The sequence below is a fragment of the Aurantimonas sp. C2-5-R2 genome, assembly GCF_036549495.1.
In the GTDB taxonomy this organism is placed as follows: domain Bacteria; phylum Pseudomonadota; class Alphaproteobacteria; order Rhizobiales; family Rhizobiaceae; genus Aurantimonas; species Aurantimonas coralicida_A.
Genome location: NZ_JAZHLJ010000079.1, coordinates 1 through 14,325 on the forward strand (window position 1 = coordinate 1; position 14,325 = coordinate 14,325).

At 63.5% G+C, this 14,325-nt stretch carries 13 protein-coding genes and 1 pseudogene; 11 read left to right on the forward strand and 3 right to left on the reverse strand.

Annotated elements, in window-relative coordinates; translation table 11 throughout:
* Positions 1 to 203 (forward strand): annotated as a pseudogene (locus VQ044_RS20655) (hypothetical protein); the annotation flags it as partial.
* A gap of 32 nt (positions 204 to 235) precedes the next feature.
* On the opposite strand, the gene dgcA reads toward VQ044_RS20655, so the two are convergent.
* The gene (gene dgcA, locus VQ044_RS20660; RefSeq protein ID WP_327650859.1) at positions 236 to 1,216 is read right to left on the reverse strand and encodes an N-acetyl-D-Glu racemase DgcA; all 981 of its coding nucleotides are present in this window, start codon (positions 1,214 to 1,216) and stop codon (positions 236 to 238) included.
* A gap of 178 nt (positions 1,217 to 1,394) precedes the next feature.
* Between dgcA and VQ044_RS20665 the strand changes: the two genes are divergently transcribed.
* From VQ044_RS20665 to VQ044_RS20680, 4 genes are all read left to right on the forward strand, one after another.
* Entirely contained in the window at positions 1,395 to 2,582 is a 1,188-nt protein-coding gene (locus VQ044_RS20665; RefSeq protein ID WP_327645714.1) for an ABC transporter permease, read from the forward strand.
* Between the two features lies 1 nt (position 2,583).
* Complete coding sequence (locus tag VQ044_RS20670; protein WP_327624637.1) at positions 2,584 to 3,408, forward strand: ABC transporter ATP-binding protein; 825 nt, start codon at positions 2,584 to 2,586, stop codon at positions 3,406 to 3,408.
* Positions 3,408 to 5,645 (forward strand): MlaD family protein, encoded by a 2,238-nt coding sequence (locus tag VQ044_RS20675; protein ID WP_327645712.1) that lies wholly within the window; start codon positions 3,408 to 3,410, stop codon positions 5,643 to 5,645. The genes VQ044_RS20670 and VQ044_RS20675 overlap by 1 nt, the downstream gene beginning before the upstream one ends.
* A gap of 97 nt (positions 5,646 to 5,742) precedes the next feature.
* Complete coding sequence (locus tag VQ044_RS20680) at positions 5,743 to 6,321, forward strand: ABC-type transport auxiliary lipoprotein family protein (RefSeq protein WP_327645710.1); 579 nt, start codon at positions 5,743 to 5,745, stop codon at positions 6,319 to 6,321.
* 299 nt (positions 6,322 to 6,620) lie between these two features.
* Here VQ044_RS20680 and VQ044_RS20685 read toward each other — a convergent pair whose 3' ends face one another.
* Complete coding sequence (locus tag VQ044_RS20685; RefSeq protein WP_206455001.1) at positions 6,621 to 6,785, reverse strand: hypothetical protein; 165 nt, start codon at positions 6,783 to 6,785, stop codon at positions 6,621 to 6,623.
* 108 nt (positions 6,786 to 6,893) lie between these two features.
* A complete protein-coding gene (locus tag VQ044_RS20690; RefSeq protein ID WP_327624634.1) occupies positions 6,894 to 7,319 on the reverse strand; it encodes a PaaI family thioesterase in 426 nt (141 codons plus the stop codon).
* Between the two features lie 297 nt (positions 7,320 to 7,616).
* Between VQ044_RS20690 and VQ044_RS20695 the strand changes: the two genes are divergently transcribed.
* The 6 genes from VQ044_RS20695 to VQ044_RS20720 all read left to right on the forward strand — a co-directional run bounded on the left by VQ044_RS20695 (position 7,617) and on the right by VQ044_RS20720 (position 14,239).
* On the forward strand, positions 7,617 to 8,615 hold the full coding sequence (locus VQ044_RS20695; protein WP_327645709.1) for a Bug family tripartite tricarboxylate transporter substrate binding protein: 999 nt from the start codon (positions 7,617 to 7,619) through the stop codon (positions 8,613 to 8,615).
* A gap of 139 nt (positions 8,616 to 8,754) precedes the next feature.
* Positions 8,755 to 9,291 (forward strand): tripartite tricarboxylate transporter TctB family protein, encoded by a 537-nt coding sequence (locus VQ044_RS20700; protein WP_327645708.1) that lies wholly within the window; start codon positions 8,755 to 8,757, stop codon positions 9,289 to 9,291.
* Positions 9,292 to 9,300: 9 nt separating this feature from the next.
* The gene (locus VQ044_RS20705; RefSeq protein ID WP_327645706.1) at positions 9,301 to 10,830 is read left to right on the forward strand and encodes a tripartite tricarboxylate transporter permease; all 1,530 of its coding nucleotides are present in this window, start codon (positions 9,301 to 9,303) and stop codon (positions 10,828 to 10,830) included.
* Positions 10,831 to 10,940: 110 nt separating this feature from the next.
* Positions 10,941 to 11,693 carry an SDR family NAD(P)-dependent oxidoreductase gene (locus tag VQ044_RS20710; protein WP_327624630.1) on the forward strand — a complete coding sequence of 251 codons (753 nt, stop codon included), beginning with the start codon at positions 10,941 to 10,943 and terminating at the stop codon, positions 11,691 to 11,693.
* Positions 11,694 to 11,797: 104 nt separating this feature from the next.
* Positions 11,798 to 13,171 (forward strand): MmgE/PrpD family protein, encoded by a 1,374-nt coding sequence (locus VQ044_RS20715; protein ID WP_327645704.1) that lies wholly within the window; start codon positions 11,798 to 11,800, stop codon positions 13,169 to 13,171.
* A gap of 195 nt (positions 13,172 to 13,366) precedes the next feature.
* Entirely contained in the window at positions 13,367 to 14,239 is an 873-nt protein-coding gene (locus VQ044_RS20720; RefSeq protein ID WP_327645702.1) for a TrmB family transcriptional regulator, read from the forward strand.
* The last annotated feature ends 86 nt before the right edge of the window (positions 14,240 to 14,325 follow it).

Below are 14,325 nucleotides of genomic sequence, written 5' to 3' on the forward strand. Positions count from 1 at the left end.
TCGACGTGATCGGATCGTCAAAGGCTGGGCATATGTCCGATGATTTGCGGGAAGCCTGTCTCGCTGCTCTGTCGCTTGATCCTCAGGACGCTCTGGATCGCTCGCGGGCCTATAGCTGGGACGCCTGCGCGGACATTTTTCTGAAGGCGGCGGCGGGCGCGATCGAGCCCTCGGTGGAGCAGACGTTTCGTCTGGCGGTCTGAGTCGGGGAGGATGTCCGCATCCCGGCGACACCTTATCCCCACAGCGCCGGGCGCGGCGGCGAGACGCTCGATAGCGAATAGGTGAGGCCGCCCGGTCGGTCTTTGGCAAGCAGCAGTGGACCGTCGAGATCCACGAATTCGGCGGCCTGCGCCAGGAGAACCGCCGGCGCCATCGCCAACGACGTCCCGACCATGCAGCCGACCATGACGCCGAAGCCGAGGCCGTGGGCCTGTTCGACCAGCCGGATCGCCTCGGTCAGCCCCCCGGTCTTGTCGAGCTTGACGTTGACGTAGTCATAGCGTCCCCGCAGCGATTGAAGGTCGTCCACGGTGTGGACCGACTCGTCGGCGCAGATCGGCACTGGATGCGGGATGTCGGCCAGGATGTCGTCCTTGCCGGCGGGAAGCGGTTGTTCGATCAGCACGGCTCCCGCGGCGGCGGCGACCAGCATGTGCTCGCGAATATTCGCTTCGTTCCAGCCTTCGTTCGCGTCGAGGATCAGCCGCGAGTTTCGGGCCGCCGCATGGACGGCCCGGATCCGTACGGCGTCGGAGTCCGTACCGACCTTGATCTTCAGCAACGGCCGATTCGCCGCCCGCGCGGCGGCAGCCATGTCGCCAGCGTCGCCCAGCCCGATCGTATAGGCTGTTTCGATCGGTCGCGGCGTTTGGCCGCAGACGAGGCTCGCGACGGTGCGGCCGTTGGATTTGCCTTCGAGATCCCAAAGCGCGCAGTCAAGAGCGTTGCGGGCCGCGCCGGCCGGCAGCAACGTGGCGAGGCGGTCGCGCGAACCGCCCGCCTCGATCGCCGTGCGCACGGATTCGATCTGCTCGCGCACGCTGTCGATGCTCTCGCCGTAGCGCTGATACGGTACGCATTCGCCGCGGCCACGGCCGTATTCGTCGGCGATCTCGCAGGTAACGACGACCGCCTCGCTCTTGGATCCGCGCGCAATGCGGAATTCCTGTGCCAGCGGGAAGTGTTCGACTGTGACCGAAAGACGACGCGGCATCGGCAAATTCCCTCGTAACCGCCGGTCAGGCGGACATTTCATGACAAGTTGTGAATAGACGCTTAATGTTAAGACACTGTAGGGAATCGCGCGAACGCCGCGCCCGAATTGGACGGCGGCGGATAGGTTCCTTGCACCCGGTTAGGGTCGCCTCCGAGGAAGGTCACGACGGACACCAATGCTTGAAGGTTCCACGGCCCAGTCGACCGGCGCGTCCGGCCGGCGGCGCACGGTTCAACCTGCTCTCGAAGGCGAGAAACGGGATGGTGCGCTCGTGCTTCGAGCGTCCGGCGACTGGCTGGCCCGAACCGTCGGTTCCCTCGAACAAACGGTCGATGACACGGCCGGTGCCGACCTCGGCCGCAGCGTCGTCGTGGATTGCGCCGGGGTCGAGCGGATCGACACGGCCGGCGCGTTCGTCCTGGAGAAAATGACCCGCGACATTGCCGCGAGCGATCGCGACGTGCGGATCGAGGGGGTCGATGCACGGGACGAAGCGCTTTTTGCCGCAGTGCGCCAAGCGATGGATCGCGAGTGCCCGCAACCGGCGAAACAGCGCGCCAATCGCCTGGTGAAGGTACTCGCCGGAACCGGCGGCGGCGTCATCGCCATGAAGGACGAGATTGTCTTCGCTCTCAATATCATTGGCGGGTCGATCTTCGGTGCCAGTCGGCGCCTGACCGGCAAGACCCAGTTCCGCCCGGCGGCGATCTTCAATCAGTTGGACCAGATGGGCGTGAAGGCGGTGCCGATCATCGTCTTGATGAGTTTTCTCATCGGGGGCATCATCGCCCAGCAGGGGGCCTTCCAGCTTCGCCGCTTCGGTGGCGAGGTCTACGCCGTGAATCTGGCGGGCATCCTGGTGCTGCGCGAGATCGGCGTGCTGCTCACCGCGATCATGATCGCCGGCCGGTCGGGCAGCGCGATCACCGCCGAGATCGGCTCGATGAAGATGCGCGAAGAGGTCGATGCGCTGCACGTCATCGGCCTCAATCCGATCAGCGTCCTGATCTTCCCGCGCCTGGTGGCGTTGACGATCGCGCTGCCGCTCCTGACGTTTGTTTCCAATCTCGCTGCCTTGCTGGGAGCGATGCTGACGCTGCGAATGTATTCCGGCATCAGCTTCGCCAACTTCCTGCAGGGGCTGCAGCAATCCATCGACCTCTTCACCATTTTCGCCGGGCTGATCAAGGCACCCTTCATGGCGATCATCATCGGCCTTGTCGCATCGGCCGAGGGCCTGAAGGTCGGCGGCAGCGCCGAAAGCCTCGGCCTCCATGTGACCGCCGCGGTCGTCAAATCCATTTTCCTCGTCATCCTCCTAGATGGCATTTTTGCGATCTTCTATGCGTCCATCGGCCTCTGACATGTCCCTGACCAACGGCCGCGCGGCGGCAGACGACGAGATTATCATCCGCGCCCGCGACGTGACGGTTCGTTTCGGCGATAAGACGATTCTGGAAAATCTGTCGCTCGATGTTCGCCGCGGAGAGATCCTCGGGTTCGTTGGGCCGTCGGGATCAGGAAAGTCGGTGCTGCTGCGCACGATTCTCGGCCTCAACCAGAAGCAGGGCGGCACCATCGAGATATTTGGGATCGACTACGAGACGGCCAGCGACGCGGAACGGCTCGCGGTGGAGCGGCGCTGGGGCGTCCTGTTCCAGCATGGCGCACTGTTTTCCTCGCTGACGGTCCTGGAGAATATCGAAGTGCCGATGCGCGAGTATCTCGACCTGTCGCCGGCCTTGATGCACGAACTCGCGCGGCTGAAGATCGATCTCGTCGGGCTTGCTCCCGACGCCGCCGACAAATTTCCTTCCGAGCTGTCGGGCGGAATGATCAAGCGCGCCGCGCTGGCCCGCGCACTGGCGCTCGATCCCGACATCGTCTTCCTGGATGAGCCGACCTCCGGCCTCGATCCGATCGGCGCGGCCGATTTCGATCAGCTGATCATGACTCTGCGCGATACGCTCGGCCTCAGCGTCTACATGGTCACCCACGACCTCGACAGCCTCTTTCAAGCTTGCGACCGTATCGCTGTGCTCGGCGATCGCAAGGTGCTCGTCGAAGGGCCGTTATCGAAAATGCTCGATTTCGACCATCCGTGGGTGAACTCGTACTTCCACGGCAAGCGGGCGCGCACCATCGCAGCGCCGGATCATGCCGCCAGTCTCGTCGAGGGAGCCAGGTAATGGAAACCAAAGCCAACTACGTTCGCGTCGGTATTTTTACGCTGGTGGTTCTCGCGCTGTCCTTTGGCTTCGTCTACTGGTCGGTGTTCTCCTCGTCGGGGGACTCCCGCGTGCCGCTGCTGGTTCGGATCGAAGGCTCGGTCACCGGACTTCAGCAGGGCAGTCAGGTGTTGTTCAACGGCTTGCCGGTCGGCAGCGTCAAGGCGCTACGCATCGACCCGAACAATCCGCGCGTCGTGATCGCGACGACGGAAGTCGATCCCAGTCTACCGGTCAAGGAGTCGACGGAAGCCAACATCGGCTTCCAAGGCCTGACCGGTTTTGCCTTCATCGAGCTTAAGGGCGGCGTGGCTGAGGAGCCGGGTCTCATCCAGCAGGCGATCAAACAGGGCACCGTGCCCATCATCAAGGCAAACCCGTCCGACGTGACCGATATCCTGGCGACGGCGCGTGATATCGCCGAGCGGGCCAACAACATTCTCGGCCAGTTCGAGGGCCTTGTCGGCGACGTTGGCCCCGCAGTGGAATCGACCGCGGACGACATCGCCAAGACCGCCAGGCACGTCGAGGTCTTCACCGCCAGCCTGGCAGACAATTCCGACGACATCGACAATTTCCTGCAAAGCCTGAGCGATCTCTCCAAGACCGCCAATACGGTCGCCGAAGGGTTACCGGACGCGATCTCGCAGGTGCGTGGCATCCTGGAGGCCGTCGACCCGACGGCGGTCAGCACGGTGATCGACAACGTCGCGGTGATGTCGGACAATCTGCGCGCGCAATCGGAGAACATCGGCAGCGTCGTCGATTCCGTCCGGACCGCCGCCGACAGTGTCGGTGCGGTCGGCGAGGCGATCGGCCGCAACACGGACGGGATTGACCGCTTCCTCACCAATCTAGGCCCGATTTCGGACACGGCGGCGAAGGTCGCGGAAAAGCTGGACACCACGCTGCAATCCGCCAACACGGTCATTGCCGCGGTCGACCCGAAGCAGATTGCGGCGACGCTCGACGGGATCACTTCGGCCGCGACCAACGTGTCGTCCTTGGCCGAAACGATCGGCGCCCAGAAAGAGGCGATCAATTCGGCGATTACCGGCGCGTCCAATGCCGCCCGCAATGTCGAGCGCATCACCACGACCATCGCCGAGCGTAGCGAGGATGTCGACAAATTCATTGCCAATCTCGGACCTATCTCCGAGACCGCCACCCGCGTTGCCGAGCGGCTCGACACCACGCTGCAATCGGCCAATACGGTCATTGCTGCGGTCGATCCGAAGCAGATTGCGACGACGCTCGACGGCATCACGTCGGCCGCAACCAACGTCTCCTCGCTGGCCGAAAGCATCGGCACCCAGAAGGAAGCGATCAATTCGGCAATCTCCGGCGCGGCCAAGGCCGCGCAGAACGTCGACCGGATCACCACCACGATCGCCCAGCGCAGTGACGATATCGACCGTTTCATCGGCAGTCTCGGTTCGATTTCCGAGGATGTCAGCCAAGCCAGCGCGCGGTTGAACGAGGCGGTCACCTCGGCCAACGATCTGGTCAAGTCGATCGATTCAGCCACGGTCAATCAGGCGATCGGCGACGTGCGCACGATCACCTCGGCCCTGAGCGGCAAGACCGAGGAGATTCAGTCGATCATCGATGGCGTCGACAAAACGGTGCGGACGCTGGACACGACGCTTTCCGGCTTCACCGAGACCCGCACCCAGGTCGACGCGTTGATCGCCAGCATCGACCCGGGCAAGGTCAACCGCGCCGTGGAGAACGTCTCGGCGGCCACCGACAACGTGGCGCGCGCGGCCGATTCGATTGCAGGCGTCGCGAACTCGGTCGGCGAGCGCAAGGATGACATCAATGGCATCATTACCAATGTCGAACTGACGTCCCAGCGCCTGCGGACCGCCTCTGAGCGGGTCGACAGTCTGATCAGTTCGGTCGACGATACGTTCAAGGGCGCCGATGACGGCACCAGCCTCGGCAGCGACATCGCCACGACGCTGCGAGCCATCCGCGAAACGGCGCTATCAATCCGGTCACAGGTAGCGCCGATCTCGGCGAATCTGCAGCGCTTCTCGGGTCAGGGTCTGCGCGAGTTCCAGACGCTGGTGCGCGACGTAACCCGGTCGGTCAACCGGATCGAAGGAGCGGTGAACGATTTCTCGAACAATCCGAGCCGGCTGATCTATGGCGGCGACGAAGTAAAGCAGTTTGACGGCCGCAAGCGCCGGTAGAATGGCGGGCGAAACGACGGCCTCGTTGACAGCTTCGGTTGTGGATGCGAGCAACCGCGCGTGCGGCGAGCGGGACGGGGAACAGAAAATGCGGGCAATGTGCAAACCGGTACTGATCGCGCTTCTCACGCTCGGGCTGTCGGCCTGCGTGACGTCCGCTCCCCCAGACACGTTCGAAATCTCCGCGCCACCGCTCGTGCCGAATGTCGCCGGAAGGACGCGGGCGCAGATCCTGATTCCGGAGCCGACGGCGATCAAGACGCTGGACAGCGAGAAGATCGTCGTCAAGCCGACGCCCTATTCAGTCGAGTATCTGGCCAACAGCCAGTGGAGCGACCGGCTGCCGCGCATGGTGCAGCTCCGCCTATTGCAGGCATTCGAGAACAGCGGACGCGTCGGCGCCGTGGGCGTGCCGGGGCAGGGGCTCGCGATTGACTATCAGCTGGTCATGGAAGTGCGGAAGTTCGAGATCAACGCCGCGAGCGCGGCCCGGGCAACGATCGAGATTTCGGTGAAGGCGCTGAACGACCGGAACGGCAGTGTGGTCCGCACCCGGGTGTTCGGCACGGAAGTGCCGGTGGCGGGCGCAGCGAATGCCGATTATGTGGCCGCTCTCGACCGGGCGTTCGACAAGATATCAGGCGAGATCGTCAGCTGGACCCTGGCGTTGATCTGAGGATGATCGCCCGATGCTCCGACCGGGCCGATGTCGAATGCGTCTGCTGACGCAGGTCACGGCGGGAGCTTCTGGGTATTCTGGCGATCACAACGCGCCCGTTGTTCGCCAAAAGGCGCCTTGCAGATGGCGTTTGTTCATACTGGCGTATGGTGATCTGGCTTCGGGAACGCAAAAGACGCGGAAGCTTGATCGCTACCGCGTCTGAAGACGTTCGTATACCGCTGGAAACGACGGGGCTCTGCCGGCTGAACTATCAGCCGCTGCCGTAAGCTAGAGACTACGACTCTGGCGAGACGTCAGCGGTACATCCCGTTAAAGATGCTGTCGTCCAGACCGAGCGTGCGAAGCGCACGCTCCGGAGGCCGGCGGCCAGCTTCCATGGCGGCGGCGACAGAACGGGCGGCCCGAAATTCATCGAACATCGTTCCAAGGGTATTGGCGAATTTTCTTGCGTGGCTCATGACTTCAACTCCGACGACTTATCTTTGCTGGATATACGCTGTTTGCAGTGCAGCAGAAGATGCGGAAGCGGATGACAGCCATGCAGAAATGAGGGGGCTGGAGGGGCGTCAGTCGATGCCGAGCATCTTCCAGATCCCTTTGGCGGAGGCGACAGGCCGCTTGCCGACGAACGCCGTCCCGCTCGCGAATGTGACCGAGCGGGTGCGCCTGTCGATCTGGCAGCGTGCTTCGACGAATTCACCGATCTGAACGGCGTCCAGAAAATGCATGTCCAGTTGGACCGTGGCTTGGGGGCGGCCACCGCTAGCCTCGAACACGGCCATGCCGATCGCGCGGTCGAGGAGGGTGGCCAGCATGCCACCCTGCACGACGCCGCGCCGATTGTGATGCTTCGGCTCGGCGATGAATCCAAGGGACAGAACGTCGCCGTCCCGTCGCTGCCAAACCGGCCCGACGCATCCAATGAAACCTGTGTCCTCGATCTGTTCCCAGCCGTTTGCGGCGGGGTCGAACGCCGTCTCGCGTGAATCCATGATGCTGCTCCGATCGCTGCGCGTCTTCTTGCCCGTCGGCGCCGATTGAATCGGCTGGTCCGCGGATGTCGGTTCGATAATATCCGACCGACTGGCAGGAGACGAGGCTTCCCACCGCAGTGGTTGTGACCCGCCAAGTCAGGTAATCCAGAGTGTCGCAGAGAGTGGTTGCCAAAGCTGCAACTCATGTTACGGTGCTCGTCAGCCGCCGCGTTGCCAGGACGTTTCCTGCCGGGCGCCGGTCAAAAAAATAAGGCGGACAATCGCCAAGCAGCATCCTGGGAGGAGGAAAACACCATGAAATCGCAAAGGGCATCCCAAAACTATCGGATATTGTCCTGCCGCATGGCCGGCGCGCTGGTCGCCGGCATGATGGTCGCCGTTCCGTCGGCTGTCGCGGCGCAGGACGCGTTCCCCTCGGAGCAGATCGAGATCATCTCGCATGCGTCTCCGGGCGGGGGTACGGACCAGACCATCCGCATGTGGATCGACGCGGCATCGAAGATCCTGGGTCAGGACTTGGTCGTCGTCTACAAGCAGGGCGGCGCGGCTAGGGTGGCGCACGAATATCTGGCGTCCCGCCCGGCGGACGGTCATACGCTCATGGCAACGACCGAGACCCATCTTTACACCATGGCGCGCGGCATGTCGCCGCTCGGGATCGACGACGTGAAAGGTGTGGCGCGTGCCATGCAGGATCCGTCGGTGATCGTCGTTCGCGGCGACAGCGATATCAAGGATTACGACGGTCTGATCGCTGCCTCCAAGGAGAAGGCGCTCAATTGGGGCGTGGCGCAGGTCGGCGGAACCGAGCATATCGGCATCAGCCGCTGGGCTGAACAGGCCGGTGTCGAGTATCGCGTCGTGCCCTTCGGCAGCGGCGGCGAAATGATCACGGCCCTCCGCTCGGGAGCGATCGACGCGACCCTTGCCAATGTCAGCGAGGCGCTCGGGCCGATCTCCGATGGCGATCTACGGGCCATCGTGGCTCTTTCGGACGAGCCGATCGCGGATCTGCCGGATGTCCCGACGGCGGCATCCAAAGGCCACGACGTCTCGGTGAACACGACACGGGGCTACGTTGTGCGGGCGGACACGCCGCCGGAAAAGGTGGCGGTCCTGGAGGCAGCGCTTCTGGAGGCGATGGGCGGCGAACAGTTCACCACCTATCTCAAGAACTCGGGTCTCGACCCGGCCACCAGCGTCGCCGGGAGCGAGGCCTGGGACGCGCAGCTTAAGAAGGCCTACGCCGAAGCAGCAGAAGCCATCGAGAAGCTGGGGCTGGAGAAAAAGTAAGCTTCAAATCCGGCCAGAGCGGGATGAAGGATACGGACTTTGTTGTCCGTCCCCATCCCGTTCTCCCTCCGTCAAACGATCAGATCGATGAAACCGGTTCGCCCGTTTTCGATCGCATGCTGATCCAATGGGGCCTTCGTTGACCCAGGACAACCAACCAGCGCTCGCGGAGCGCGCGGAACAGTCGCCGCCCTCTGGCTTGGATCGCTCGGACCTCGTCGTGTCCGCCGTCCTCATCGTGATGTGCGCATTTCTCTACTGGGACACGACGCGCTGGCCCGCCGTTCCGGCATCGCTTGCGCAAAACGCCCCGCCCACGGTTTTTCCACGCCTGTTGATCGGCTCGATCGTCGTCATGGCCCTTGCACTCCCGTTCGAACGGGTGATCAAGCGACGGTCCGGCGCAGAGTTGGATATTGGCGGCGAAGACAGGCCCAAGCCCGTGGTCTTTCTCACCGCCGCACTCATGACCCTGGCGGTCTATTTCATGCCCGTATTGGGGATCTTTCCGGTGATGGTCGCGGCAACCGCCCTGCTTCCGCTGTTGTGGGGAGAAGGACGCTACGGTCTGATTGCGGCATTCGCGATCGGGCTGCCGATCGCCGTCGCGGTTCTGTTCGCGTTAGGCCTCAAGGTGAACCTCGCTTTCGGCCTCACCGGCGCGCTGTTCCGTTAGGAGACGATCATGGATGTCGATGCGATCCTGACGGGCATGTCCCTCATCCTCACGCCCATGAGCCTCCTGCTGATTTTCGTCTCGGTCGTGCTGGGCGTTCTTGTCGGGGCTTTGCCGGGCTTGAGCTCCAGCATGGCTGTGGCACTGCTTCTGCCCTTCACCATCGGCATGGATCCGATCCTGGCGATTTCCATGATGGCGGCGCTCTACGTCGCCGGGACGTTCGGCGGCTCCATTACCGCGATCCTCATCAATACGCCCGGCGCGCCGCCCGCGGTCGCCACGTCCTTCGACGGCTACCCGATGGCGCAACGCGGCGAGGCGGGACGGGCCCTCGGCATGGCGGCGGTCGCAAGCGTCCTCGGGGGTCTGTTCAGCCTGGTGATCTTCATCCTGTTCACGCCACTGCTTGCCCGTATCGCGCTCAGCTTCCGGCCTCAGGAATATTTCGCCCTCACGCTGTTCGGATTGTCGATGCTGGCCGCGATCAGCGGCAAGTCGTCGTTGCGAAACCTGATCGCGGGGGGGCTGGGCGTTCTGACGAGCACGGTCGGCATCGCGCTGGTTAGCGGGATCGAGCGTTTCACCTTCGGTTTTCCCGTTCTCTATGAGGGAATCAACTTCGTACCGGTGCTCATCGGCATCTTCGCGATCAGCGAGCTTTTGAACCAGTCGCAAGCGAGCGACAAAGTGATGAAGCGCATCAAGTCCCTGGCACTGAAATTGCCGAGCCGCGAGGATTTCCGTCGTTGCCGGATGACGATCCTGCGCTCGTCCATCATCGGCACCGTGATCGGTGTTCTGCCGGCCGAAGGCACGACGGTCGCCGCAATCATGGGCTACAACGAAGCCAAGCGCTGGTCCAAGAACAAGGAGGAGTTCGGCAAGGGCGCCATCGAGGGAATCGCCGGGCCGGAAGCGGCGAACAACGCCGGCACCGGCGGCGCCATGGTCCCGACACTCGCGCTCGGCATCCCCGGTAGCGGGACGACGGCGATCATTCTCGCGGCACTGATGATGCACGGTCTGAGGCCGGGACCCTTTCTCATGACCGAAACGCCCGAGTTTATCTATGCGATCTTCACCGCCATGTTCCTCGCCAACATCCTGTTCCTGATCGTGGGGCTGGGTGGCGTGAAGCTGTTTTCCCTGATCACGCTAGTGCCTCGCACATTCCTTTGGCCCGCGGTGTTCGTCTTCGCCCTGATCGGCTCGTATTCGTTTCGCCAGGCGCCGGTGGACGTATGGGTGATGCTCATCTCAGGCGTCATCGGTTTCTTCGCCTTGCGCAAGGGATTCGGTCCGGCGCCATTCGTGATGGGCCTGGTGCTCGGCGGTTTGCTGGAAAAATCCTGGTCGCAGTCGATGATCATTTTCGACAGCAATTGGCTACGGTTTTTCGATAGCCCAATCTGTCTGTTTTTCTACGCGCTCACGCTTCTGAGCCTTGGCGGCCCGTTGCTGGCTGCCGGCCTGCGCCGCGGACTGCAGGGGCCGATGCGCCGCGCGTTTCCATTCAAATCGAACTTGGAGGAGTAGGCGGTGGGCCCGGCCGGCCGGAAGCGGCTGGTTTGGCCGGTTCAGGCTGATCCGCCTCCGTGTCCGCCACCCAGTCAGTGCCGTGCGTGTCGTTTCAAAGGAGAATTTCGATGGGTTATCAGGGTACACGCGAACTGGAGGGCTGTGTCGTCATCGTGACGGGAAGTGCCCGGAACATCGGACGCTGTATCGCGCTGGAATTGGCGGATGCCGGTGCCGCCGTGGTCATCCACACGAGGACCGATCTCGATGCCGCCCGCTCCGTCGAGCGGGAAATCGTCGACAGCGGTGGACAGGCCATGACGCATGCGGCGGACGTCGGGGACCCGGAGCAGGTTCGCGGTCTGGTCGATGCGGCGCTCGCGAAATTCGGACGGATCGATATTCTCGTCAACAATGCCGCCTCGCGCGGTGACGCGCCTTTGGAGAACATCGCGTTCGAGGATTGGCGCAAGGTTCACAGCAGCATTCTCGACGGCGCCTTCCTTTGCAGCCAGGCTTGTGCCCCGCATCTTTCGGCCAAGGGGCGTGGCGCGATCGTCAACATCGGCGGGGTCGCGGGCCAGGCCGCCGTCGGCGGCAGGGCGCATGTGGTCGCCGCCAAGGCCGGCATCGCAGGCCTGACACGGGCCCTTGCCGCCGAACTTGCCGACAGCGACATCACCGTCAATTGCATCTCACCGGGCTATATCGACACCAAGCGGGATCATGTTCCGCCGCATTTCCGGGACCGGCCGGTCCCGTTGAAGCGACCGGGCAAGCCGGAGGAGATCGCAGCGGCCGTGCGCTTCATGTGTGGCCCCAATGCCCGATACATCACCGGGCAGACGCTGGGGGTCAACGGGGGCTGGCACATGAATTGAACGAGAATCCGCTCGGGGTGGGGCTGTCCTGGAGGCAGGACGAAAGGAGGGCGGGCGCGGGCAGGGGCAGTGTCGCGGGCCGTCAGGTGAGGGGGAGCGGGGTTATGAGTGCGGGTTCGAACGAAATAAGCGCGGTGATGCGGACGGTGAGCGCCCATGTCGCGGCGACGCTGCAGACAGAAATTCCCCGCGACGTTGCGGCAAAGGGCAAGCACCATCTGCTGGATACCCTGGCGGCGATGATCTCGGGCTCCCGATTGCGACCGGGGGAGATGGCCACAGCCTATGTGCGGGAACAGGGCGGGGCGCCCGAGGCGTGCGTCATCGGCAGTAACATCGTGACCTCGGCGGTCAACGCCGCGCTGGCGAACGGCATGCTCGCACACGCCGATGAGACGGACGATTCCCACGAACCATCCTTCAGTCATCCAGGCTGCGCGGTCGTGCCGGCAGCGCTGGCGATGGCCGAGCGGCATGGGCGGAGCGGCGCCGATCTGCTGCGCGCTGTCGTGCTCGGCTACGACATCGGCGCGCGGTTCACGCTGGCCCTCGACCCGCGCGACTTCTACGCGCGCGGTTTCAGCAGCCATGCCTTTGCCGGGCTTTTCGGCGCATCCGCTGCTGCCTTCGCGCTCGCGGGGCTCGATGCTGACGCCGTGCGGCAGGGTTTTTCCTTCACGGCCCAGCAGGCTTCCGGCCTCGCCACCTGGGTGCGCGATGAGGAACATGTGGAGAAGGCCTTCGATTTCGCCGGCATGCCGGCCCGCAACGCGGTCGCCTCCGCGACGATGATGACAGCGGGGTTCACCGGTGTCGCCGACGTCTTTTCCGGCGACCGCAATGTCTTCGCCACGTTTGCGCCGGCTCCCGACATCGCGGTGATGAGCAGAGAGCTTGGCCGCAATTACGAGATCATGCGCGCCAATATCAAGAAATGGTCGGTCGGCTCGCCGATCCAGGCCGCCCTTGACGCGATCGAGCTTCTCATGGCGCAAGAGGATCTCACCGCCGGTCAGGTCGAAACGATCCTCGTGCGCCTGCCGGACAGCGAGGCGCATATCGTCGATGGACGCGCGATGCCGGACGTCAACCTCCAGCATCTCGTTGCCGTACTGCTGGTTCGCGGCGGTCTCGACTTCAAAAGCGCCCATGACTACGCGCTGATGGAGGATGCGTCGGTGCGCGCCATGCGCGAGCGTATTCACCTCGTCGCCGATGCCGAACTTGGCGCTGCCGTCCCGCGCCGTCAGGCGATCGTCGAAGTGGCGACGCGGGACGGGCGTCGGCTTCGCCGGCGCACCCACGCAGTCCGTGGGACAGCCGACAACCCGATGGATACTGTCGAAATCGAGGCCAAGGCGTTCGACCTTGCCAAGGATGTTTTCGACGAACAGAAGGCGCACGCATTCGTGGAGCGTATCGGGGAGATCGAAACCGTGGCGGATGTGCGTGAGCTCCGGCCGTTGCTGCAACCGTGAGGTCGTCGGCAGTCAGGCGTTCGAGGCACTCGGTCTGCCACTGCGGTCGATGAACTGGGTGGGGGGCTGGCGCCAAGCGCGATCCGTGGCGCAAGACGGTTGTGTTTCGCCGCCCGAGTGGTGTCTATCGCGTCCACGTCGAGACAGAACACGGGCGGCGGCGTAAGAGCCCGAAAACAGGATGGTGAGGTTTCGTTGGTTGGAAAGATCGCTCCCTCGGACTCTGCGGCTAGCGAGTTCCTGGCGGATTTGAAACGTCTCGGGTTCACCGAGTACGAAGCGCGTATCTATGTCCAGCTGCTGCGCCAGAGTCCGTCCACCGCCTATGAGATTTCCAAGAGCACCGGCGTGCCGCGGCCGAACGCCTACAGCGCGCTGGAGGCTTTGAGCCAGCGAGCGGCGGTTCTGCCGGTCAGCGAAAATCCGGTTCGCTATGTGGCGGCGGACCCGCAGACCTTCTTGAATTCGGTGTCCCGCCAGACCAGCGCCTTGTGCAAGGATCTGGGCGCCAAGCTGTCTGATCTGGCGCCCGCGACCAACGACCAATATGTCTGGATGTTATGGGGCGAGGAAGCCGCACATGACAAGATCGACGCGCTGATCAATGGCAGCCAGCACGCCCTGCTGATCAAAGCCGCGTCCGACATCCTGCGGCGCCACAAGGACGCACTCGGGAGGGCGGCGGAACGCGGCGTGGAGATGCTGATCGTCCTGTTCGGCACCGACGCCGAGGAGTTTCGTTTCAGCGACAAATGCCGTGTCTACCTGCACGAGGCTAATGGCGTGCGCATGGGTACGACGGACAACCTGTTCACGATCGCGGCCGACCACGAGGAAATGGTGACGGCCGCGGTCGTCGGCGAAGTGATCGCCGCGCATACGCGGAACAAGCCGGTGGTCAATTTGGCGGAATCGCTCGTCCGGCATGACTTCTACATGGCCGAAATTTTCGAGCGGTTCGGTGATCAGATCGACGCGGCCTTCGGCCAGCACCTTCGCGATCTCCGGCTCGCCTGCTTCACGCCGGAGCAAATCGCGTCGTTCAAGCAACGGACCGGTCTGAGCTAGAGCGTCAGGCGATTAATCTGCAACATAGCCAGCGGCCTTGAGGTAGTTCCAACATTCTTCGGGCTCGAACAGGTCGCAGATGTTGC